Annotated in this window: 17 protein-coding genes and 8 pseudogenes; 19 read left to right on the plus strand and 6 right to left on the minus strand. The window is 59.0% G+C overall.

The genetic code is table 11. From position 1 onward, the window contains the following. Positions 1-77: 77 nt before the first annotated feature. The 8 genes and pseudogenes from amoC to ACVIGB_RS40930 all read left to right on the plus strand — a co-directional run. Positions 78-869 (plus strand): bacterial ammonia monooxygenase, subunit AmoC, encoded by a 792-nt coding sequence (gene amoC, locus ACVIGB_RS40895; protein WP_456749295.1) that lies wholly within the window; start codon positions 78-80, stop codon positions 867-869. A gap of 125 nt (positions 870-994) precedes the next feature. Then, positions 995-1,852: a bacterial ammonia monooxygenase, subunit AmoA gene (gene amoA, locus ACVIGB_RS40900; RefSeq protein WP_456718391.1), complete on the plus strand. Its 858-nt coding sequence runs from the start codon at positions 995-997 to the stop codon at positions 1,850-1,852. A 27-nt stretch (positions 1,853-1,879) separates the two neighbouring features. Then, positions 1,880-3,202 carry a bacterial ammonia monooxygenase, subunit AmoB gene (gene amoB / locus ACVIGB_RS40905; protein ID WP_456718390.1) on the plus strand — a complete coding sequence of 441 codons (1,323 nt, stop codon included), beginning with the start codon at positions 1,880-1,882 and terminating at the stop codon, positions 3,200-3,202. 95 nt (positions 3,203-3,297) lie between these two features. Further along, positions 3,298-3,765, plus strand: coding sequence for a hypothetical protein (locus ACVIGB_RS40910; protein WP_456718389.1), 468 nt, complete (start codon positions 3,298-3,300; stop codon positions 3,763-3,765). A gap of 44 nt (positions 3,766-3,809) precedes the next feature. Beyond that, the gene (locus ACVIGB_RS40915; protein WP_456718388.1) at positions 3,810-4,337 is read left to right on the plus strand and encodes a copper resistance CopC family protein; all 528 of its coding nucleotides are present in this window, start codon (positions 3,810-3,812) and stop codon (positions 4,335-4,337) included. Between the two features lie 9 nt (positions 4,338-4,346). Further along, on the plus strand, positions 4,347-6,338 hold the full coding sequence (locus ACVIGB_RS40920; protein ID WP_456718387.1) for a c-type cytochrome: 1,992 nt from the start codon (positions 4,347-4,349) through the stop codon (positions 6,336-6,338). A gap of 43 nt (positions 6,339-6,381) precedes the next feature. Further along, positions 6,382-6,894 carry a hypothetical protein gene (locus ACVIGB_RS40925; protein ID WP_456718386.1) on the plus strand — a complete coding sequence of 171 codons (513 nt, stop codon included), beginning with the start codon at positions 6,382-6,384 and terminating at the stop codon, positions 6,892-6,894. Positions 6,895-7,087: 193 nt separating this feature from the next. Next, positions 7,088-7,351: pseudogene (locus ACVIGB_RS40930) on the plus strand (transposase); the annotation flags it as partial. A gap of 239 nt (positions 7,352-7,590) precedes the next feature. Here ACVIGB_RS40930 and ACVIGB_RS40935 read toward each other — a convergent pair. From ACVIGB_RS40935 to ACVIGB_RS40945, 3 genes and pseudogenes are all read right to left on the minus strand, one after another. Continuing rightward, positions 7,591-8,183, minus strand: a pseudogene (locus ACVIGB_RS40935) (IS110 family RNA-guided transposase); the annotation flags it as partial. 270 nt (positions 8,184-8,453) lie between these two features. Beyond that, positions 8,454-9,104, minus strand: a complete 651-nt coding sequence (locus ACVIGB_RS40940; protein WP_456718385.1) for a hypothetical protein — start codon at positions 9,102-9,104, stop codon at positions 8,454-8,456. Between the two features lie 30 nt (positions 9,105-9,134). Then, positions 9,135-9,503 carry an antibiotic biosynthesis monooxygenase family protein gene (locus tag ACVIGB_RS40945; protein ID WP_283021242.1) on the minus strand — a complete coding sequence of 123 codons (369 nt, stop codon included), beginning with the start codon at positions 9,501-9,503 and terminating at the stop codon, positions 9,135-9,137. 97 nt (positions 9,504-9,600) lie between these two features. On the opposite strand from ACVIGB_RS40945, the gene ACVIGB_RS40950 reads away from it, so the two are divergent. Then, positions 9,601-10,083, plus strand: coding sequence for a MarR family winged helix-turn-helix transcriptional regulator (locus ACVIGB_RS40950; protein ID WP_456718384.1), 483 nt, complete (start codon positions 9,601-9,603; stop codon positions 10,081-10,083). A gap of 122 nt (positions 10,084-10,205) precedes the next feature. After that, positions 10,206-11,795 carry an ISL3 family transposase gene (locus ACVIGB_RS40955; protein ID WP_456718383.1) on the plus strand — a complete coding sequence of 530 codons (1,590 nt, stop codon included), beginning with the start codon at positions 10,206-10,208 and terminating at the stop codon, positions 11,793-11,795. A 716-nt stretch (positions 11,796-12,511) separates the two neighbouring features. On the opposite strand, the pseudogene ACVIGB_RS40960 reads toward ACVIGB_RS40955, so the two are convergent. Beyond that, a pseudogene (locus ACVIGB_RS40960) lies at positions 12,512-12,775 on the minus strand (hypothetical protein); the annotation flags it as partial. An 85-nt stretch (positions 12,776-12,860) separates the two neighbouring features. On the opposite strand from ACVIGB_RS40960, the pseudogene ACVIGB_RS40965 reads away from it, so the two are divergent. Continuing rightward, positions 12,861-13,796, plus strand: a pseudogene (locus ACVIGB_RS40965) (ISAs1 family transposase); the annotation flags it as partial. Positions 13,797-13,802: 6 nt separating this feature from the next. On the opposite strand, the pseudogene ACVIGB_RS40970 reads toward ACVIGB_RS40965, so the two are convergent. Next, positions 13,803-14,393: pseudogene (locus tag ACVIGB_RS40970) on the minus strand (hypothetical protein); the annotation flags it as partial. A 98-nt stretch (positions 14,394-14,491) separates the two neighbouring features. On the opposite strand from ACVIGB_RS40970, the pseudogene ACVIGB_RS40975 reads away from it, so the two are divergent. The 7 genes and pseudogenes from ACVIGB_RS40975 to ACVIGB_RS41005 all read left to right on the plus strand — a co-directional run. Beyond that, positions 14,492-14,611, plus strand: a pseudogene (locus tag ACVIGB_RS40975) (IS66-like element accessory protein TnpA); the annotation flags it as partial. A gap of 34 nt (positions 14,612-14,645) precedes the next feature. Beyond that, positions 14,646-14,942, plus strand: coding sequence for a hypothetical protein (locus tag ACVIGB_RS40980; RefSeq protein ID WP_456749420.1), 297 nt, complete (start codon positions 14,646-14,648; stop codon positions 14,940-14,942). Beyond that, the gene (tnpB, locus tag ACVIGB_RS40985) at positions 14,939-15,286 is read left to right on the plus strand and encodes an IS66 family insertion sequence element accessory protein TnpB (protein WP_456718382.1); all 348 of its coding nucleotides are present in this window, start codon (positions 14,939-14,941) and stop codon (positions 15,284-15,286) included. Before ACVIGB_RS40980 ends, tnpB begins: the two co-directional genes overlap by 4 nt. A gap of 50 nt (positions 15,287-15,336) precedes the next feature. Beyond that, on the plus strand, positions 15,337-15,990 hold the full coding sequence (locus ACVIGB_RS40990; protein WP_456749296.1) for an IS66 family transposase zinc-finger binding domain-containing protein: 654 nt from the start codon (positions 15,337-15,339) through the stop codon (positions 15,988-15,990). Beyond that, a pseudogene (locus ACVIGB_RS40995) lies at positions 15,930-16,064 on the plus strand (IS66 family transposase); the annotation flags it as partial. The gene ACVIGB_RS40990 and the pseudogene ACVIGB_RS40995, both read left to right, overlap by 61 nt. Before the next feature lie 79 nt (positions 16,065-16,143). Further along, positions 16,144-16,902 (plus strand): IS66 family transposase, encoded by a 759-nt coding sequence (tnpC, locus tag ACVIGB_RS41000; RefSeq protein WP_456749297.1) that lies wholly within the window; start codon positions 16,144-16,146, stop codon positions 16,900-16,902. 29 nt (positions 16,903-16,931) lie between these two features. Then, positions 16,932-17,522 carry a YecA/YgfB family protein gene (locus tag ACVIGB_RS41005; protein WP_166213761.1) on the plus strand — a complete coding sequence of 197 codons (591 nt, stop codon included), beginning with the start codon at positions 16,932-16,934 and terminating at the stop codon, positions 17,520-17,522. Positions 17,523-17,555: 33 nt separating this feature from the next. Here ACVIGB_RS41005 and ACVIGB_RS41010 read toward each other — a convergent pair. Then, positions 17,556-18,028 (minus strand): annotated as a pseudogene (locus ACVIGB_RS41010) (IS1 family transposase); the annotation flags it as partial. Between the two features lie 1,147 nt (positions 18,029-19,175). Here ACVIGB_RS41010 and ACVIGB_RS41015 point away from each other — a divergent pair. Then, the gene (locus ACVIGB_RS41015; protein ID WP_456718381.1) at positions 19,176-19,424 is read left to right on the plus strand and encodes a hypothetical protein; all 249 of its coding nucleotides are present in this window, start codon (positions 19,176-19,178) and stop codon (positions 19,422-19,424) included. Positions 19,425-19,436: the final 12 nt, after the last annotated feature.

The following is a 19,436-nucleotide window of genomic DNA, read 5'->3' on the forward strand; positions in this document are numbered from 1 at the left end:
CTTGCGGTCAACGATCGGAGTGAGCACCACCCTCGTAAACAACACCACACCTTAGGCAATCTCAAGGAGGAGACAAGATGTCGATCACGATGACTCATAACGCCAAGTCTGCCGCTGAGGACCGTACTCAGCCGTTGGGGAATTTCAAACTTGCAGCAGGAGTCACTCTGGCGGTGCTGGCGCTGATGGTGTTCTGGCGCATCTTTCAGCAGGTCTATGCTTGGAGTGCCGGCCTGGATTCGACTGAGCCCGCGTTCGATGCTGCCTGGATGACGTTGCTGAAGGTTGAGCTTAGCGTCATCCCTTTGCTCTGGGTGGTGACTTGGGCGTATCTATGGTTCACGCGAGACCGCAATCTTGGCGCGCTCAAACCGCGGGAAGAGCTCCGGCGTTACTTCAATCTGGTCCTGTTCATCTTCGTCTATGCCTTTTGCGTCTGGTTCGCTACCAGCTTCTTTGCCGAACAGGACGCCTCATGGCATCAGGTTGTGGTCCGGGATACAAGCTTCACGCCGAGCCACATCGTGCTGTTCTACGGCACCATGCCACTCTACGTGCTGTTTGGCGTGGGATCATTTCTGTACGCGATGACGAGGCTGCCGAAGTTCGCAACGCAGATCTCAATCCCATTCGTGCTCGTGGTTGTAGGTCCGTTTCTAATATTGCCGAACTTAGGCTACAACGAGTGGGGCCATGCCTTCTTCCTGATGGAAGAGGTGTTCTCCTATCCCTTGCACTGGGGTTTTGTCGTGATGGGCTGGAGTGTGCTGGCCTTGGGTGGGCTCCTGATCCAGATCGCGATGCACATGCTTGAAGTGATCGGGCGGCTTTCCCAAGAGGACGAAGTTTCGGTCGCCACCCAGCGCTGAAACCGCTTATGAACCATTAATCGCTGACAGCCCAGCATGTGCAAAGCATGCCGTCTTGTAATCATGTCGGGCGTCGGCTTCCAGGAAGGTCGATCTCAACTCGGTAAAAGAATTAGGAGGAAGCCATGCAAGGAGGAACGCCTGTGAGACTGTATGGGCTCGAATGGCCTAAAGAGTCAGCAAGAATCTCAAGAGTGTTTGACCTTCTCGTCGCCGCCATCCTTTTTCTGGCCATCTCCGGCGCATTCCACCTGCATTGCATGCTGACCGCAGGGGACTGGGATATGTGGATCGATTGGAAAGACAGACAGTGGTGGGTCACCCTGACTCCAATTATGGCCATAACATTCCCTGCAGCTTTGCAGTATGTGTTTTGGACGAAATTTAGACTTCCAATCGCCGCTACATTTGCGGTCGTTTGTCTCCTGTTCGGTCAGTGGATAAATCGATATTTCGGTTTCCACCTGTGGTCGTACTTTCCGATGAGCGAGGTCATTCCAGCGCTGCTGATACCTGGCGCACTAGTCCTCGATGTCGCTCTTTTGCTGACCGGGAATTTTTTGTTCACGGCGATGTCCGGCGCCTTTGCGTTCGCACTGCTTTTCTACCCGACTAACTGGTTTTGGCTGGCGCCATATCGGCTACCCGTAGAAGTGATGGGGCAGCTTGTTTCCGTGGGCGATTACATCAGCTATGCCTTCACCCGCACCGCCCTGCCTGAGTATATCCGGCTGATAGAGCGGGGCACGCTTCGAACTTTTGGTGGCCACTCAGCCATTATCGCGTCCTTTTTCTCGGCATTCGTATCCATACTGATGTATTTGGCGTGGTGGCATATCGGAATGCTCCTCGCTCGCGTGGTAACGACGCCAAACACCCTGAAAAATTTCATGGGGCTCACCGATAAGGATGAGCCAGCTGAGACAGCCCAAAAAGCCGTGGACGGTACCAGCCTGCAAGGGCGCTTCGTCGCAGCCGAATGATCCTGCTGGAACTGTGGAGGACTCCAAATGAGAACATTCTGTTTCCGCAAAGGCTCATGCGTGCGTGTAGTCTTATCGGCAGCGGCGGCGATCATGCAGATTGGAATACTGACCTTCGTCCCAGATGCTGCTCTGGCGCATGGTGAGCGCAATCAGGAGCCGTTTCTGCGGATGCGAACGGCTCATTTTTACGATGTGAAGTGGAGCACGAACGAAATTCCCGTGAACGGTGAAATCGTTGTCACCGGCAAGTTCCGACTCTTCCCGATCTGGCCAGTCAACCTACCCCTTCCCGAAGCGGCCTTTCTGGGAAACGGGACGCCGGGCCCGGTGCTAGCCCGAACCGAGAGCTACATTAATGGCGTCCCGGCAATTCAGTCCACCAAACTGGAGTTGAACCGGGACTATGAATTCAAAACAGTGCTCAAAGGACGAGTGCCAGGCCACCATCACGTCCATCCGATGATCAACGTGATGGGAGCCGGGCCGCTGCTCGGACCGGGAAACTGGCTGACGGTGACGGGGAACGAAAGCGACTTCAAGCTTTCAATCAAAACTCTCAGTGGCGAGACTATCGACAATCTCGAAACCTGGGGCCTTGGCAGGGTGTTCTTCTGGCATGGCTTGTGGGTTGCGATCGCCATCGTGTGGCTTGTCTGGTGGTTGCGCCGGCCGCTCCTGCTGCCACGTTTTCGCGCGTTGACGGAAAAAGGCGGCGATCGATCTCAGCTCGTTACCAGCACCGATCGCCTATTCGGGGCCGGTTTGCTCGTGGCGACGATTCTCATCGTATTCTTCGGCTTTCAGGCGACCGACACCGCTTATCCAAGGACGGTGCCGCTGCAAGGGTCCCGCGCAACCGTCGAGCCCCTACCGGAAGTGCCTGAGCAGGTCAAAGTTGCGGTCAACAAGTCAAACTATGACGTCCCTGGCCGCTCGCTTCGTATGAACGTGACACTGACGAACAATGGGAGCTCGTCAGCACAGCTTGGCGAGCTCTTAACTTCCAATCAGCGCTTCATCAACCATGAGGTTAGCCAGGCAATGGCGACGGTGGATCCGAATTACCCCAAGGAATTGCTTCCTCCGAATGGGCTAAAGGTGAGCGACAGCCGACCGCTCAAGCCGGGTGAAACGAAGACAGTCGATATCGAAGCGGCCGACGCGGCATGGGAGACGGAGCGCTTGAGTAGCCTGATCAACGATCCGGACAACACGTTGGGAGGACTGTTGTTCTTCTATGACGAGCACGGCAAGCGGACAATCTCAAACGTCAGCGGCCCCATGGTCCCTGTATTCACCGATCCCGACAACCGCACGGCTGAGAATCCGAAAGGAGGTGCGGGTTGAACATAGTAAAAGCCGCAGTGCTTGGAATTCCATCTTTGCTCGTCATCCTGGACTGCGGTGGGGCGCGGCCAGCGATTGCACACGGGGGAGTATCGATGGAGAAAGACGTGTGCAAGCTTCGCGCAGGGCCCTATATGATGCATTTTACCGGATACCAGCCGGTCAAGCAGGGGAATCAGGAGTTTTGCGAGGACATTCCGGAAATCGGCCGCACCGTCATCGTCTTGGATACCATCGGCGATGTGCTACGTGATCTGCCCATCGAGGTGCGGTTGTTGCGAGACGCCGGCAACGACGTAGACAGCGAGGCCGTCCTTCGAATCCCGCCAAAAAAATATCCGACAGGCTCACTATCGTTTCAGTACACGTTCCCCGAATCCGGGCGCTTTGTGGGCCTCGTGACAGTCGGCGACGGACCGAAATACGTATCGAGATTTCCGTTTTCGGTTGGTTACGGCAACGGGATTTGGGTCCGATATAGGGACAGTTTCGCAATCGTTCTAGGAACGCTGGCAGCCGGGGCCGCCATGTTTTGGTACTCCACGTTGCGGAAGGAAAGCTAGGCTATCACTTTGTCGACCGCTGTCTTGCAATAAGGGGCACACGCATGTCTCACGAAAAACACGGAAACAAGAGCGATTGCATCCGAGTAGCGACGGGGCCATCACTTGATCATGCTGGCACGCCAAACTTGACCGCCGGCGCCGGCAGGGCGCGAACTAGGCTGATTCAAGGGACGGTAAAAGAACTCTCGTCCGCAAGCCGGCGTCCGGCATCAGCGCTTGGCATCACGTTGCTGTGCGTTGGCCTCGTGTGCCTGCCGACGGCTGTCTCTGCACATGCCGCTCTCGTGAAGTCCGATCCCGCGAGCCGGGCAGTGTTAGCTCATTCGCCGCAGCAGATCGAACTGTGCTTCAACGAACGCATAGAGCTCAAGTTTTCGAAAGTGGAGCTCAAGAACGCCAACGGTCAGTCGCTAACGCTCGGCGATTTGAAAGCAGGCAATGATCCGAAGTGCATGGTAACGGCAGTATCTGACATGAGACCGGGCAGCTATTCGGTTCATTACCGCGTGCTCTCGCAAGACGGGCATGTGGTGGACTACGGCTATCAGTTCACCGTCGAGGAACGTTAGGCATGCGGAATGACGGTATTGTTTCCAGCTCTGTGCAAGGCCATCGCTGACATTGCGCTTGCATGGGTCATAGGCGGAGTACTCTTTCTGTTGCTGGCAGGGCCGTCTTCCGATGCGTTCCTTGCCGCTTGGCAAAGACGAGTGCAGGTGAGCTTTCTCTGGGCAGCCGGCATTCACCTCTTCGCTACGGCCGGGTTATTTATCGCTCAAGTCGCGATTGCGACAGATATGGCCCTACTGGAGATAGTAGCGGCTGGCCAGACGCTGGAAAGCTTCGGATTTGACACACATTACGGTCGGATCACGCTTGCAAGGTTAGCGCTCTCTCTTCTTTTGCTGCTGCCGACAGCGATCCTAATTCGCGGCAGGTCGAGGGAGCAGCAACGTTCAGCTTCAATCGTGACAGCCGGGACAGCAGCACTGATCGCGCTGATTGGTCCACTTGCTGGACACGCCGCCGGGGAAGACGACAGCCGTTGGCTCGTTCCGACTTATCAACTTCACGTGCTCGCGGTTTCTGCTTGGCTTGGGGCCTTACCGGCTTGGATCTGGCTGGTGGCTTCGGTCGCTGTCACCCCCACGGAGACTCGGCGCGTCTATGTCGCAGCGACGCTGCGACGTTTCTCCCAACTAGCAATCGGTTTCGTGGTCGTCGTCGTCACATCAGGTTTGGTGCTCGCGTTTAGCTCAGCTAGTTCGGCTGGCGAGTGGCTAGGCACGACCTACGGTCAACTAATTATAACGAAGCTTGCTCTACTTGCATGCATCCTGTTGGTGGCCAATCGGATTCGCACGCGCTTCCTACCCGTCATGGAAACCGTAGGAGCAAAACCCGCGGCTTTTCTTGCAGGAGCTGGATGGGCAGCAACTGAATTATTTTGCGGTGTTCTGATCGTCGGCTGCGCAGCCGCGCTCTCTTCAGTCATACCAGCACGACATGATCAGCCCATCTGGTGGCTGCCGTTTCGCTTTTCGATCGAGGCCACGTGGCCGGCGTGGCCGACGCCCGTTATCGCGGCGGGCGCCTTCTCACTAGCACTATTGTCACTCTTCTGGGGCCTGCTCGTTTGTTTGAGAAAGCCGCAAAAGGTAAAAGCAGTCGCGGCAAGCGCCGCCGCCGTTATTTCGGTCGCAGGCGGTCTGTCGCAGATATCCGTGCAAGCCTATCCCGATACTTACCGCCGCCCTTCGGTTGCCTATTCGACGATATCAATAACCAATGGAAAGCGTCTATTTGCCCAGAATTGTGCGGATTGCCACGGCAGCGGAGGGCTTGGCGATGGTCCGGCGGCATCGACCCTTCCCAAGCCGCCCGCGAATTTGAGCGAACCGCATACTGCGCTGCACACGGCCGGCGACATGTTTTGGTGGCTTAGCCATGGAATTCCAAAAAGCGGCATGCCCGGATTTGCTGATGTATTGGACGAACAGGCCCGCTGGGATGTGATCAACTTCCTGCGGACGTTTTCAGAGGGATTTCAGGCGCGCCTCCTGTCGCCTGAAATCGTACCCGATCATCCGTGGCTGGGGGCTCCCAATTTTTTCTTAGAGGACGAAAATGGGGCGGAGAGGGAGCTGAAGGACTTCCGTGAGCAAAGCAATGTGCTGCTCGTGTTTCCCGAAAAGTCCGATGCAATGCGCGTTGAACAGCTACGCCTTGAGCAGAAAAGATTCCGGAAAGAACGATTGTGGGCGATTATCGTGTCGCCGGACGCAAAGTTGGCGGCGGGCGTCCCGAACGTCCGGCATGGAGCACAAGAGGTTAGAGAAAGTTACGATCTGCTCTCCCGGAGCACTACAAATCGTGGAGATCCCAAGCGTTTGGAAATGGGAAGACATTCTATGGAATTCCTAATCGACAGGTTCGGATACATCCGTGCGCGCTGGTTGCAGGAGGAGGACGAATGTGGTTGGGAAAATTCCGACGAGCTGATCTCGCGGGTCCGAGTTCTCAATAGGGAGTCCAAAATTCTTCCGCCACCCACTCAACATGTACACTGAATTAGTGGAAATCTTTCAGGGCTCGCAAACAAAGGAGGAAAGCATGCAAATATCATCGCGTCCCAGCCGGGTTGGCGATCGATTCGAACAGTTCATTTGGTGCATGATTCTTGGGGCTGGCGCTCTGGTCGCGGCTCCAGCCCACGCACAACACCATGAGCCGGGCATGCACCATATGCACGGGTCTGACGGTGCGCCTGTTGCGAGATCGGGAAATACCGGCGGGCTGCCTGCATTGAAGATCCTCCTGCCGCAATCGGGTAATACCATCGGCGAGCGTGTTGCTTTCGTTTTCCAAGCCGACGATAACATCGCAGAAATGACCATGAGCTCTGCCAATCCGAGCGTTCATCTGCATGTTGCAATGGACGAAACCGAGCTAATGCCAATGGCAGACCAACTGATCCAGCTTGGTGATGGCCGCTATCTCTATGTTTTCGATCTACCTGCCAAGCCTGGTCGGCACATAATAAGACTCTATTGGGCGGATCCGCAGCATCACACAATCTCCGAGACGGTACAGACCCTCAACGTGGTTGTGAAGGAATCAAAATGAGCAAGCCGTCAATCATTGGGGGCTTAGGTGTGAGCGTTATCAGGAACGTCATGCGAGTGCGCTAGCTGATCCGGAAGGATTTTGGGCGGAAGCTGCACTCAACTCCTCGCGCATTCGCTCGCGTCCCGCTGACCTTGCCCCTCAGGCTTAATCCAGGTTGAAGTTCGCTCTGGCCCAAGACAAGGACCAGAGCATGAAGCGCAGCCGCTTTTCGGAAGAGCAGATCATCGGGATTTTGAAGGAGCACGAGGCTGGCGTTTCGGTTGCCGATCTGTGCCGGAAGCACGGCGTCAGTGACGCCAGTATCTACAAATGGAAAGGCAGATTTGGCGGGATGGAGGTCTCGGAGGCCAAGCGGCTGAAGACGCTGGAGGACGAGAACACCCGGCTGAAGCGGTTGCTGGCTGATGCCATGCTGGACAATGCAGCGCTGAAGGACTTGTTGGGAAAGAATGTATGGTCCGCCCCGTCCGTGCAAGGGTTCGTAACAGCAAAAATGACGCTTCCAGTTGCATAAATGTATCCGGCCTCTCGCGAGTGGACTGCTGTTGCAGCCAGGCCATGATGAGATCCGCGCACGCCGTTCCCAATAAATGGTTCGGGCACGAAGCCCGCTTTTTTGCACAGGGCTTACGGCATGTTGATCCACTGTTTCGTCATCACTGTTCCCGAGCCTTGCAATCGAAGCCAGAAGCGTCAGGCGAAAGCAGGATCTCTGCGTTCGTAGAGTGCTCCGGGCTTGTTCAAGACCACCCAGACAATGCGGGCCATCTTGGCGGCTAGAGCGACAACGGCCTTGTTCGGATGCATCCGAGCCTGGAGCCCGTCGAGCCAGCTTCCTAGGCGATCGCGCGTCCGGTCCAAATGCCGGAGGCAGGATCGCGCGCCATGCACTAGAAGCTTTCTCACATAACGGTTGCCGCGTTTGCTGACGCCAAGCAACGTCTGTTTTCCGCCGGTCGAGTATTGCCTGGGCACTAACCCCAGCCAGGCAGCAAGGTCGCGGGCCTTGCGAAACTGCAGCCCATCACGATCGCGGCAAGTATGGCGGTCGCACCCAATGCGCCGATACCAGGAATTGTCATCAGCCGGCGTGTGACGTCCTCTCGATCGGCGACCGCTTCGATCTCCTGCGTCACTTCGCGGATCCGTTCTTCGAGGCGGCGGAGATCGGCGAAGAGATCGCCCACCAGGCGACGCATCACTGGCGACAAATCGTTTCCTTCGTCATTCAAAGCGCGCGGCAACTCGAGTTTGAATATTCCGGCACCCTGACGCAAAGGTATCCCTTAACGCGCTGCCTCTAAAGTGATCCGCGCAACCGTCGTCACATCAAATGAAACAGAGCCATTCCGCTGATGGGGTTGCACCGCTGACTCAGCAAAGTGCGTCGTCCACATTGAAGGGCTCGTCCCGCGAAGCTCCATCATGCGCCGGCTACTGTCGACCGCGAAGACAACCGTACACCCGGCAAGCACTTCAACAAGATTATATGCTTGACCTTTCAGCAGCGATTAGACAACCCCACCATAAACGGGATGGTGCGGGTCAGAGCGCGTTTAGGGATCAAGAGCGTCATCCTGCATCGGCGCTCGAAGTCGAGCGATAATTTCGCCTGCTCGCTTACCGTCCTTAGCGATAGTACTAAGTGCTCGCCGGGCTTCTTCCAGATCTGGCGGTTGAGTGCCCAACCAGTTTAAGGCGGCCTCTGCATTGAGAATCGCGGCTGTGAGCGCGTCGACGACAGCACTATAGGTGCGCACAACCTCTGCTGACGTCTGCAATGGCGCTTCGTCCTTCGCCTTGCGCGGATTTCCTTTTGGTTCGCTGAACCGGCTGCGATGCACCTTGCGCGGCCTTAGGTGCAGAAGGGCGTTTGCAGCCTTGCGGATCAGATCGAGTACCAGGTCGGGCTGGGCCCGCTTGGGGGCGCGGCGGCCGTCGATCTTAAGGACAGTCGAGCGTTTTGTGACAAGACATTGAAGGGCCGGTTGCACGATGCTGGCCTTGCCGCCCAAGATGTACCAACTCGGCTTCCACTTCCAGGACATAGCGCGCTCCTCTAGTGGGTCATGAGAACGCCTCGGCGCTGTCGGCCGGGGGAACCGTTTCAACGTCGATGGGACGCGAACAGCTCGCTGAGTACCGTCGAAAGTGCCGATCGTTGCGATAGCCAAGCCGCCAGCGACAGGATGGATCAACTTGATCATGAGTATCTTCCCTTCCTAAAAACAGCAGGGCTAGGCAACGCAGATGCCGGGCACGGCGACTTTCTGGAACAGATGAGGGGAAGCTATCGCCGAGGCCGGATAGGTGGCGATTTTTGCTAGAAAGTCAGGATGGGTGAAGGCCGCGCGGAAGTGTGCGGTGGATTCCCAGACGGCGTAGTTCAGATAGGTCGAGCTGTCGCCGAGAGCTCTGTGCAGCTGAGTGGAAATGAAGCCCGGCTGTCGCTTCATGAACGCTGCGTCGTCCTGCCAGGTTTTGAGAAAAGCCGCCTCATCGGCTTTGTCGAGAGTGAATAAGTTCACCAGGACGACCGAATTTGCCTCGATAGCAATCTGGCGGTCGATCGGGAAGGAAGGGTCCAGTGGGCGTAGCAACGACATGAGTGCCTCCATCGCTATTTAATATGTGATGCCTAATTGGTATTATGATTACATAACAGATTGACACTATGATGTCAATATAAGACAATGGTGACAAATGAAAAAAGCCGAGCGAACCCCCGAGGGTGACGCCCTGACCGACCTTGTTCTCGATCTATTCAGGCTCTACAGCCTACTTCTGACGACCGGCGACCGTCTGGTCGCCCCGCTTGGCCTAACAAGCGCACGCTGGCAGGTGCTTGGCGCCATTGTATCCGCCGAACGTCCCCAACCGGTCGCTTGGCTCGCACGCGACCTCGGCGGCAATCGTCAAAACGTGCAGCGAATTATCAATGATCTGCACAGGGAGGGCCTCGTATCTTTTGAGGTCAACCCGCATCACCGACGGGCGCAGCTCGTCGTGCTCACTGAGAATGGACAGCGCGCCTTCGAAGCCGCAATGGAATTGCAGGCTCCCTGGATCAACGATCTTTCAGAAGGGCTGTCGGTCAAGGATATACGGATTGTCCATCGCGTGATCACGGCCTTGCGAGATAAGCTTGAGGGCGCGGGCGGCTGTGCCACCAGTTTCTCGAAATAACGCTGCCGGGTATGGCGCGACAATCAGGGGTTCTTCTGTACATTTGGTGCAGAGTGCAGGATTCACGGACAGTGCGAATAAGGGCATAAGGTCGGAATCGCAGTCGACGCTCGTGATTCGCCTTGCTCCAAGCCTTCCGCTCGCTGGTGTCCCCCGAGCTTTCGATTGTCCAGATCCTTCCGCAGGCCGACAGGGTGGTGCTCGTGGCTCGGCCGAAGTCAGCGGTCTCGCTCTGTCCCTGTTGCGGCTGCCAGACGGGTCGCATCCACAGCCATTACGTGCGACGCTTAGCCGATCTGCCGTGGCAGGGTCGTGTTGTCGAAATCCGGCTTCACGCGCGACGGTTTCGATGCGCGAATCCGCAATGCCTGCGTCGGATATTCACCGAGCGGCTACCGGCAACAGTACGGCCGAAAGCAAGACGCACAATCCGCCTCGGCGAGAGCCAACTGGCGGTCGGCTTTGCGGTCGGCGGTGAGCCTGGCGCACGCCTGTCGCGCAAACTGGCCATGCCGATCAGCGGCGACACCTTGCTCCGATTGATTCACTCGGCTCCCTTGCCGGATTTTGTTGCTCCGACCGTCGTCGGCATCGACGATTGGGCTTGGCGTCGTGGCCAGCGATATGGAACGATCATCTGCGATCTGGAGCGCAATTGCGTGCTTGATCTGCTTCCCGATCGTAACGCCGACAGTGTTGCGCGCTGGCTGAAGCGCTGGCCCGGGATCAAGGTCGTCGCGCGTGATCGTGCGGGACTTTATGCTGATGGCACATGCTGCGGCGCGCCCGACGCGGTGCAGGTGGCGGACCGCTGGCACCTGCTCAACAGTTTGGGTGAGGCCCTGCGCCACGCGGTCGGCCGCCATCGTCACAGCGTAGCCGCCGCCGTGCAAATCCTGGCGTCCGCGAAAAGAGCGAAGACCGGTAGTTCCGCGCGGCCGCCGGGCCTTGTACAGTTGCGGGCGGATCGAGAGGCTGCGCGATGCGAACGATGGGATGAAATCTGTCGCCTACGCGATCAAGGTTACCCTACATCCAGGATCGCCCAACTGCTCGGCGTCGACAGGCGCACCGTTCAGCGCTGGCTGGCCGCCGGCGGCGAGCCGGAGCACTCGCGTCCTCACAGACCTTCGCATCTTCTCGCGCCCTTTGAGGCATGGCTCGAAGCGCGGTGGGCCTCCGGCTGCGAGGTGGGCCAGCAGCTTTGGCGGGAGCTTCAGCAATATGGTTATACTGGAAGTCGGGTGACCGTTGCGCGATGGGCCGCTGACAGGCGTGCACATGCAGACTCGGGAGGAGCAGCACAACCGCACCCGACCTGGAAAGCTCCCACGCGCCGTCGCTGTGCTTGGTATCTAAGCCAAGATCTGGATCAAATCGATGCTGAAGCCAGGCTGTTCCTCGGTCACCTGTTTGCGCAAGCTCCGGAACTCGCAACGGCGGCGGATTTGGCGAAGCGGTTTGTGTCCCTTCTCAACGGTAGCGACGTCGCCGAGCTCGATGAATGGATCACGCAAGCAGGCAACAGCAAGCTGAAGAGCTTCGCCAACGGCATCGCGCGCGACATCGATGCGGTTCGAGCGGCAATAACTACCTCCTGGACAACCAGTCCAGTCGAAGGTCAGATTAGCAGGATCAAAGCCATCAAACGTCAAATGTATGGCCGGGCAAGCTACCCGCTATTGCGTCGACGCGTCCTTCTGGCTGCCTGAGAACGACCGAGCAACCTATCCAACCCAATCGCTCAAGCTGCACCAAATGTGCGGAAGAACCCAATCAGGATGAGAGCGCGTCACCTTGATCGCCGCCGCGCAGCCGGGCTCGAAATACATGTCCCGGCAGCGTTTCATTCTCAAACTGAGCCCTGAAATCCCAGTTAGCGCTACCCTAGCAATGGCCGTGCCACAGGTTCGTGACAGGAAACGACAAAACGGCCTCAAGCATTTTCCGGGGCTGGCTCGGACGCTGAGGCCGTATGGCCAGCGAGGAACGAGCAAGCAAAAAGACGACGACCGGCACCAATTTCTGAAGATCCCTAGCCAGAACAAGGCTCGCCAGCGCGGAGACCGGCAGCCAATTGAGGCGACCTTACCGGCTCGCCCGGTCTGCTGCCTCCGGCTCGTTTTTTCGATCCGGAAAAACCTCCAGGCTGGGGCCGGTTGGTCTACGTTGTCAGCGCCTTTCCCGGCTCCAGCAAACGCACGAAAGTCCCGCTCTCGTGTAGCTCGAGCCAACCCTTCTCAACTGCGTGCTTGATGCCAGCTCCGAACTCCGGTCCGCTGGCCTTGAGCGTGTAGAGAAATGGCGCGTATCCGCTCGATGTAGATGCGGCCATCCTGGACCTGCTCAATGCTGGCTGCCAATTCGACAAGCTTGCGCGCGGCGCTTCAGGGCTGGCGTAAGGTCGTTCAGCAGACAGCTTCAATTCTCAGCGATCCCTGGGCCACCAAACAGAAGGTGGATTACTGGCCGAGATCTTCGTGGTCCGCAAGACGACGAGATGGCTGCGTTTAAACGGGCGCCCCTGACCGAGCATTGCTTATCGCATATAGCGCCCGAGCTCGTGGATGAGCATGATATTGGGCCGCCGAACGATGTCGAGCGCTACGGTCTGGTGGTTGTCGCAGCCGGGACACTTCACCTCAAGATAGTGATAGCCGGCATTGAGGGCGTCCCCGGGGGCCGGGCAGGGGAATCGCACGTGCGCGGCTGCAAGTAGTTGCCAAATCGGGAGAAAGAGATTCTGAAGGTCGCTCCTGATCTAGAGGGAGCGGCCGATGCAACGATTTGCCGAGTGCTTCGAAGATTTGCCCGACCCGCGGGCCGACAACGCGCTGCATGACCTGACCGAGATCTTGTTCATCGCACTGATGGCGACGCTGTGCGGGGCGACGAGTTGCACCGACATGGCGCTGTTTGCCCGGATGAAGGCCTATCTTTGGCAGGATGTGCTGGAGCTCAAGAATGGCCTGCCGAGCCACGACACGTTCAGCCGGGTATTCCGGATGCTCGATCCGAAGGCGTTCGAGGTCGCGTTCCGGCGTTTTATGACGGCCTTTGCGCAAGGCGCGAAGATCAAGCGGCCGCGCGGGGTGATCGCGCTCGACGGCAAGGCGTTGCGGCGGGGTTACGAACGCGGCAGGAGCCACATGCCGCCGGTGATGGTGACCGCCTGGGCGGAGCAGACGCGCATGGCGCTCGCCAATGTGCTGGCGCCGAACAACAACGAAGCCGACGGTGCCCTGCAGTTGCTTGCGCTTCTGCAACTCAAGGGCTGCGTGGTCACGGCCGATGCCCTGCATTGCCACCGCGGGATGGCCGAAGCGATTGTGGCACGGGGCGGTGACTACGTGCTGGCGGTGAAGGCGAACCAGCCCGCTCTGTTGGAGGATGCCAAAGCCGCAATCCGCGCCGTCAAACGCAAGGGCAAGACCTCGCTGACCACCATCGATGCGGAACATGGACGCAACGAGAAGCGTGTGGCGCTGGTCGCATCGGTTCCTGGCATGGCCAAGAAGCACGACTTTCCGGGCCTCAAAGCTGTCGCCCGCATCACCAGCAAGCGGGGACAGGACGACACGGTCGAGCGCTACTTCCTGATGAGCCGCCCCTACAGCCGCAAAGAGGTCCTGCGCATCGTCCGTGCTCATTGGGGCATCGAAAATCGCCTGCACTGGCCGCTCGACGTCACCCTCGACGAGGACCTTGCCCGCGTCGTCCTATTCGGACTGAGCCCCTTCCTCATCATCGGAATAGCAATGTTCGCGCCGTAAACGATTCAAGGTCTCAGTTGGCGGCCTGTTTGGCCCTACTCTCCGCACCCATTCCAGAGCCTCGTGCTCGCTCTGCAATGCGAAGATGCTATCGACCTCGCCGCGACGTCACAGGAGGCTGACAGAATGCCCCCTGCCGATGTCGTAAGGACGGACCACTGATATTCCGGCTTGAAGTTCGCTAGCGCCCACTGCTCTAGCATCACAACTAGGTCTTCCATCTCCCAGAGCTTGTCGGTCACGCCAGTGGCCATCGCGGGCGTAACCCTGAGCGTCTGATGGCTGCGCACGAAGTTGTCGTACATCGTGCGCAGCGCAATCGCGGCGGCATGGTTCTCGACCTTTTCAGAAGGCGTCCGGCGATCGCGTGAACCGGCGCATGGCGTGGTTGCTGCGCTCGGCTTAGGATGTGCTGAAATGCTTCGGATCAGGGTTGCCAATCTTCGTCTTATCCGCGCCAAGGCACTTGGCCGGCCTGTAGCGGACTTCCGCCTGCGAATCAGAGCCGTAAATCCTGATAAGCATCGCATGGTCAACCGTAACCGGCATGAGGCCTCCACCTCGTCATGGCGCGGTTCGCTTGGGATACAGCCTGGGATGAACTGATGGGTGGAGGTGAAGCGATGGCAAATGCCATGCTTGATGCCAGGCAGGAAGGTGACTCTTATCGCCGCGTTGAGGTGATCACTGGGGAGCGCCGGCGGCGACGGTGGACGCGCGAGGAGAAGGCCCGGATCGCGGCGGAGAGCTTTGAGGAGGGGACGAACATCTCCGAGGTGGCGCGGCGCAATGGTGTTTCCCCGCGGACTGCTCACGGTGTGGCGACGCCAGGTAGCGGCGGCGATGGCCGGCAAAGCCCAGAACTTCGTGCCTATCCAAATTGGCGCCGAGAGCGATGGCGGGAGGGCTGGCGAGTCCGAGTGTATTTCGCCGGGCAAGATGAAGCCCTTGGAGATTGCCGCGCCGCCGGCCAAGGTCTGTGGAGCGGTCGAGATCGAGGTGAACGGGGCGCGCATCCGCGTCGAGCCGGGCGTGGAGCTGGCGACGCTTTCGATGGTGCTATCGGCGCTTCGAGGGATCCGGTGATTGCGCTACGGTCAGACCTCAAGGTGGTGCTGGCGGCCCAGCCGGTCGACTTTCGTAAGTCGGTGCATACGCTGTCGGCGCTGGTGAGCGAAGCACTGCGCGCGAACCCATATTGCGGCAACGTCTTCGTGTTCCGCAGCAAGCGCATGGACAGAGTGAAGCTTCTGGCGTGGGACGGCAGCGGCATGGTGTTGGTAACGAAGTGGTTGCAGGCGTTTCACCTGGCCACCGATCCGCGACGGCGTTGTGCATCTCAGTGCGACGCAGCTTGCGATGCTCTCGACGGCCTCGAGTGGACGCGTGTGTCGCCCAAGCCTGTGAAGCAGCCGGTCATTGTCGGCTGAGAAGTGAGGATTTCGCTGGAGCGTGGGTCACACGGATGTATCGTCTGATCATGGCGATTCGCCCCGACGCTCTTCCGGCCGATCCAGCAGCTCTGACCGAGATGGTGCTCGCGCTTGACGCTGAGAACGAGAAGCTGCGCGTAGCAATGCAGACGTTCAAGGACATGATCTTCGGGAAGCGCTCGGAGCGGCTTGCCGCGCTCGTGGCCGAGCAGCTCGCACTTGAGCTTGGCGACCTTGAGGCCGGCGTCACGCCGCCTGCAGCTGCCAACGACGATGCAGCCGCGGCAAAGCCGCCCGGCAAACCACTGCGGAAGAAGGCGCGCCGCAACATCGGCGCGCTGCCCAAGCACCTGCCGCGCTGCGAGCAGGTGCTGGAGCCGGAGGCGACCGCATGCCCGTGTTGTCAGGGCCAGCTTCACAAGATCGGCGAGGACGTCAGCGAGGTGCTGGACATCATCCCGGCGATCCTGCGGGTGTTGCGGACGGTCCGTCCCAAGTATAGCTGCCGCCGCTGCACCGATGGTGTGATCCAGGCGAAGGTGCTGCCGCGCCTAATCGAGAGCGGCATGGCCTCGACGGCACTCGTGAGCCACGTGGTAGTCTCGAAGTTTTCGCCTGGTATCTGCCGCTTTACCGACAGGTGCAAATTCTGGCCGGCCAGGGTGTCCATCTCGACCGGGCGACGCTCGCCGGCTGGGTGAAGCGAGCGGCCTGGTGGCTCAGGAGCCTCTATGAGCTCCAGCTGCGCACCATCCAGGCTGCGCCGCGCCTGTTCTGCGACGAGACGCCGATGCCGATGCTCGATCCCGGACGACATCGCCCGCGCATCTGCCAGTTCTGGGCGCATGCGATGGATGACCGGCCATGGGGCGGGCCCCTCGCCGCCGGCGGTGGCCTACGTGTTCGCCGACGGCCGCGGCACGGCGGAGATCGCCAGACAGTTGACGGGCTTTTCCGGCATTCTGCAGGTCGACGGTTATGCGGCCTACAAAGCGCTCGCCCGCGATCATGGCGACGCGATCCAGCTCGCCTTTTGTCTCGCCCACGCCCGACGCAAATTCGTCGAGGTGTATAAGACGACCCAGTCGCCGTTCGCTCGCGAAGTGATCGAGCGCCTGCAGGCGGTCTATGCCATCGAAGCAGAGATCCGCGGCAGCAATGCCGAGCAGCGGCTGGCCACCCGCCGCACCAGGTCCGCTCCATTGATGGAGGCGCTCAGGACGCGCCTGACCACAATGGTCGGCCAGCTCTTCTCCCAATCGAAGCTGGCGGAGGCCATCAACTACGCACTCAATCACTGGGACGGGTTGACGCTGTTTCTCCGCGACGGCCGTGTCGAGGTTGACAGCAACACAGTCGAGCGTTCCATGCGCCCGATTGCGATGGGAAGACGCAACTCATTGTTCAGCGGCAGCGAAGGCGGCGCCGAGAGCTGGGCGATCCTGGCGTCGCTCGTGAACACGGCAAAACTCCATGAGCTCGACCCGCAGGCCTACCTGGCCGATGTGCTGGAGCGCATCGTGTCCGGGCGAACCAAGAGCCATCAGCTGCACGAGCTGCTCGCCTGGAACTGGAAGGCGGCGCGCCGGCGCACACCGCAGGCAGCGGCATGAGCCCACGTCGCCATAAAGCAGCATCGTCGATGCCGTCAGCCGCGATGCCGCTTGCGGACCTCGAGCGATGGCTCCAGGCTCGCATCGATCGCCATCCTGCCGCCACCAGCATTCCCATGCTCGACGGCTATGCTGCCGCGATCGTAGCCGGACCGGTCTCAATGAGCCCGCTCGATTGGATCTGCCCGCTGCTCGCGATCGATGCCGACGCGTTCAACCATGGCGGCACGCCGGAGTTCGCTGCGATCTCCGCCGTCGCGCTGCGCCACAACGACATCAGCAACACCCTCTCGACTGCCCCCGATCGGTTCGAGCCGATACACCGGCGCAACCCCAATGGCGACGTCGATCCGCGTCCCTGGTGCCAGGGTTTCCATGCCGCGATGCGGCTCAGGCTGTCGGCGTGGGCGCCGATGCTGGACACCAGCAATGTCAATCACGGCCTGCTTCTGCCCATTCTGCTGCACTGTCGCGACGATCAGGGGCAGCCGATGCTCGGATCCCCCCGAAGCGGCCGCGAGACTGCCGACTTTCTGCGTAACGCCTACGCCGATATTCCAGCGGTCGTCGAGGCCATGCGCCAATATTGGATGCCGATCCGCTACCCACGCGCCCGCTGATCTCCGCAGACGTGGGAGCTCATACCGGTTACGGTCAACCTGGTCCGCGAATGCCGCCTCAACGGCGTACAAGTACGGCCTGTGAGCATCGCTGGTAAGCTTGACGCGATTGGCTAGGGCCCTCCAGATCGTGGACGAACGTCAGAGCGGCGTCCTGATCGCGAGCGCCAAGCAATCAGCTCACAATCAGCTTGGTGTCGGCGCAGATCGCCGTTCATGTCCACTTGTCGCCAGCGGCCCCGGGCCCCGAAAGTGGCAACAGCCTTCTTAACGTGCGCGGCCTTGGCTAAACGAAGTTCCAGATTTCATCCATCTGGACGGGCTTGTACGGCATGTTCCCGAGGGTCTTGTGCTGATAAGCCGCGCAGGCGTGGCCTGTATCTACCAACAACATTGCAACCGTGTTCTTGCTAGGCGCCCGTCAAACGTGTGATAGCGCGAATTGATTGCCCTTCGCACAGTAGATGAAGAATTCGGGCACGGGCTTGTCTGGTTAGCCTGATCATACTGACCATTATGCGTAGCAAAAAGAGATTGTCATGCGTCCTTGCAAGCTGCCTGACGATGCGGACCGCCTTTACGTGCACGGCGTGGCCCTGTGCCCTTCGCCCGCGGGTGGTATAGTGGCCGGCTTATATCGTGACGCTCAAGCGACTCGCGCGCTCGTCGGGGCAGTTCTCGCGTTGGTCTCGGTCTACGCCACGTGCCGCGATGGGAACGCTTCGGCTTTCGATCCGTCACCACGGACGCGGAATTGCGCCCAAAGTCAGCATGCTACGGCGAAGCTGCGACCTATATGCTCTGGGATCCAGCGCAGTCTCCTCGCGTTTGTACGCCAAATGACGACATCAGAATCAACTGATCAGACACAGACCTGATCGTGCTCGCGAGCAATCGCTAGCGGGGCGATTGTTCGAGTCTTCGAGCATGGAAGATTCATTTCCCGTATGATGGCAGATCCTGCGTTGTGAGCGTGATGAAAATCAGCGCAACGCGTTCTCTGCGTTCGCACGAAGTAGATAATATCCGACCCGCCGGACCTAAACCGGGCTCGGCAAACTTCTGCGATAAAAGCATGATGGTGATCCAGGCGCCGATACCTTGGCGGGCGTTAATCCCGGCGAGTTCGTGAGATTTCGTGCAGGTACCGGCGAGCTTTGACTTAGCGCACCGTTGCCTTCAAATGGCAAAGAGCCAAGGAAGGATGTGTCAACCGTCGCCTTTCGATCAGTAGAATAAGCAAAAGCCTTGCGGACGAGCACGTCGTCAAAAGGAGGCCTGGCCGCATACAACGCAAGGCGCGAGTGCCGCCGGTGATATGCCGCAATACTGCAAAGCGGGAATTAGCGTCTTTCCATGCAATGGCCGGGATGCTCGGCGCCGCGAAATATCATACCGAGGTCGATGGTCTCACATGGTCTGGTGGCTCAGCTTCGGCGTGAGACGTGTTTCACGGAATGCGACCGTGATGCCGCTCGTCTAGTCGGGGCGATCGTCCGCAGCGAGCGTGAACTTGGATATTACCCAATGTTACCCAACGTTGGTCTGAAAAGCCGCTCAGGGCGAAAAAATGACGGATTAGCATCCCTGCGCCTCGGCCTTTGACGAAGAGGCGCGTGGGTTTTTGGGCCAACGAGCCCAGAGGAGGGAATGATGACAAGGAAGCTCGCCGCCTTTCGCGGTTATCACATGGGGCTTGCCCTTAACGTTCTCAGCTGCGTTGCGCCTTTGGCTGGAACGGTCATAGGATTCACCCAAGTCAAGGCGGACGAGATCAACCGGCGTCAGTTTGAAGGCCCGTCGATTGTCTGGGCTTATGACATTCACCCGTATGCCGACGCGGTGGCAGCCCAGTTGCCGGAATTCGAGAAGCTGACGGGCATCACCTCGAACGCGGCCTAACCTTCGGTGCGT

Source organism: Bradyrhizobium sp. USDA 4341, assembly GCF_054063755.1.

Excerpts from the sequence above, each read along its gene's own strand:
- amoC (WP_456749295.1), top strand. The coding sequence starts at position 78 with ATGTCGATCACGATGACTCATAACGCCAAGTCTGCCGCTGAGGACCGT.
- amoA (WP_456718391.1), top strand. The coding sequence starts at position 995 with ATGCAAGGAGGAACGCCTGTGAGACTGTATGGGCTCGAATGGCCTAAA.
- amoB (WP_456718390.1), top strand. The coding sequence starts at position 1,880 with ATGAGAACATTCTGTTTCCGCAAAGGCTCATGCGTGCGTGTAGTCTTA.
- ACVIGB_RS40910 (WP_456718389.1), top strand. The coding sequence starts at position 3,298 with ATGGAGAAAGACGTGTGCAAGCTTCGCGCAGGGCCCTATATGATGCAT.
- ACVIGB_RS40915 (WP_456718388.1), top strand. The coding sequence starts at position 3,810 with ATGTCTCACGAAAAACACGGAAACAAGAGCGATTGCATCCGAGTAGCG.
- ACVIGB_RS40920 (WP_456718387.1), top strand. The coding sequence starts at position 4,347 with ATGACGGTATTGTTTCCAGCTCTGTGCAAGGCCATCGCTGACATTGCG.
- ACVIGB_RS40925 (WP_456718386.1), top strand. The coding sequence starts at position 6,382 with ATGCAAATATCATCGCGTCCCAGCCGGGTTGGCGATCGATTCGAACAG.
- ACVIGB_RS40940 (WP_456718385.1), bottom strand. The coding sequence starts at position 9,104 with ATGATCAAGTTGATCCATCCTGTCGCTGGCGGCTTGGCTATCGCAACG.
- ACVIGB_RS40945 (WP_283021242.1), bottom strand. The coding sequence starts at position 9,503 with ATGTCGTTGCTACGCCCACTGGACCCTTCCTTCCCGATCGACCGCCAG.
- ACVIGB_RS40950 (WP_456718384.1), top strand. The coding sequence starts at position 9,601 with ATGAAAAAAGCCGAGCGAACCCCCGAGGGTGACGCCCTGACCGACCTT.
- ACVIGB_RS40980 (WP_456749420.1), top strand. The coding sequence starts at position 14,646 with ATGGTGTTTCCCCGCGGACTGCTCACGGTGTGGCGACGCCAGGTAGCG.
- ACVIGB_RS40990 (WP_456749296.1), top strand. The coding sequence starts at position 15,337 with ATGGCGATTCGCCCCGACGCTCTTCCGGCCGATCCAGCAGCTCTGACC.
- tnpC (WP_456749297.1), top strand. The coding sequence starts at position 16,144 with ATGACCGGCCATGGGGCGGGCCCCTCGCCGCCGGCGGTGGCCTACGTG.
- ACVIGB_RS41005 (WP_166213761.1), top strand. The coding sequence starts at position 16,932 with ATGCCGTCAGCCGCGATGCCGCTTGCGGACCTCGAGCGATGGCTCCAG.
- ACVIGB_RS41015 (WP_456718381.1), top strand. The coding sequence starts at position 19,176 with ATGACAAGGAAGCTCGCCGCCTTTCGCGGTTATCACATGGGGCTTGCC.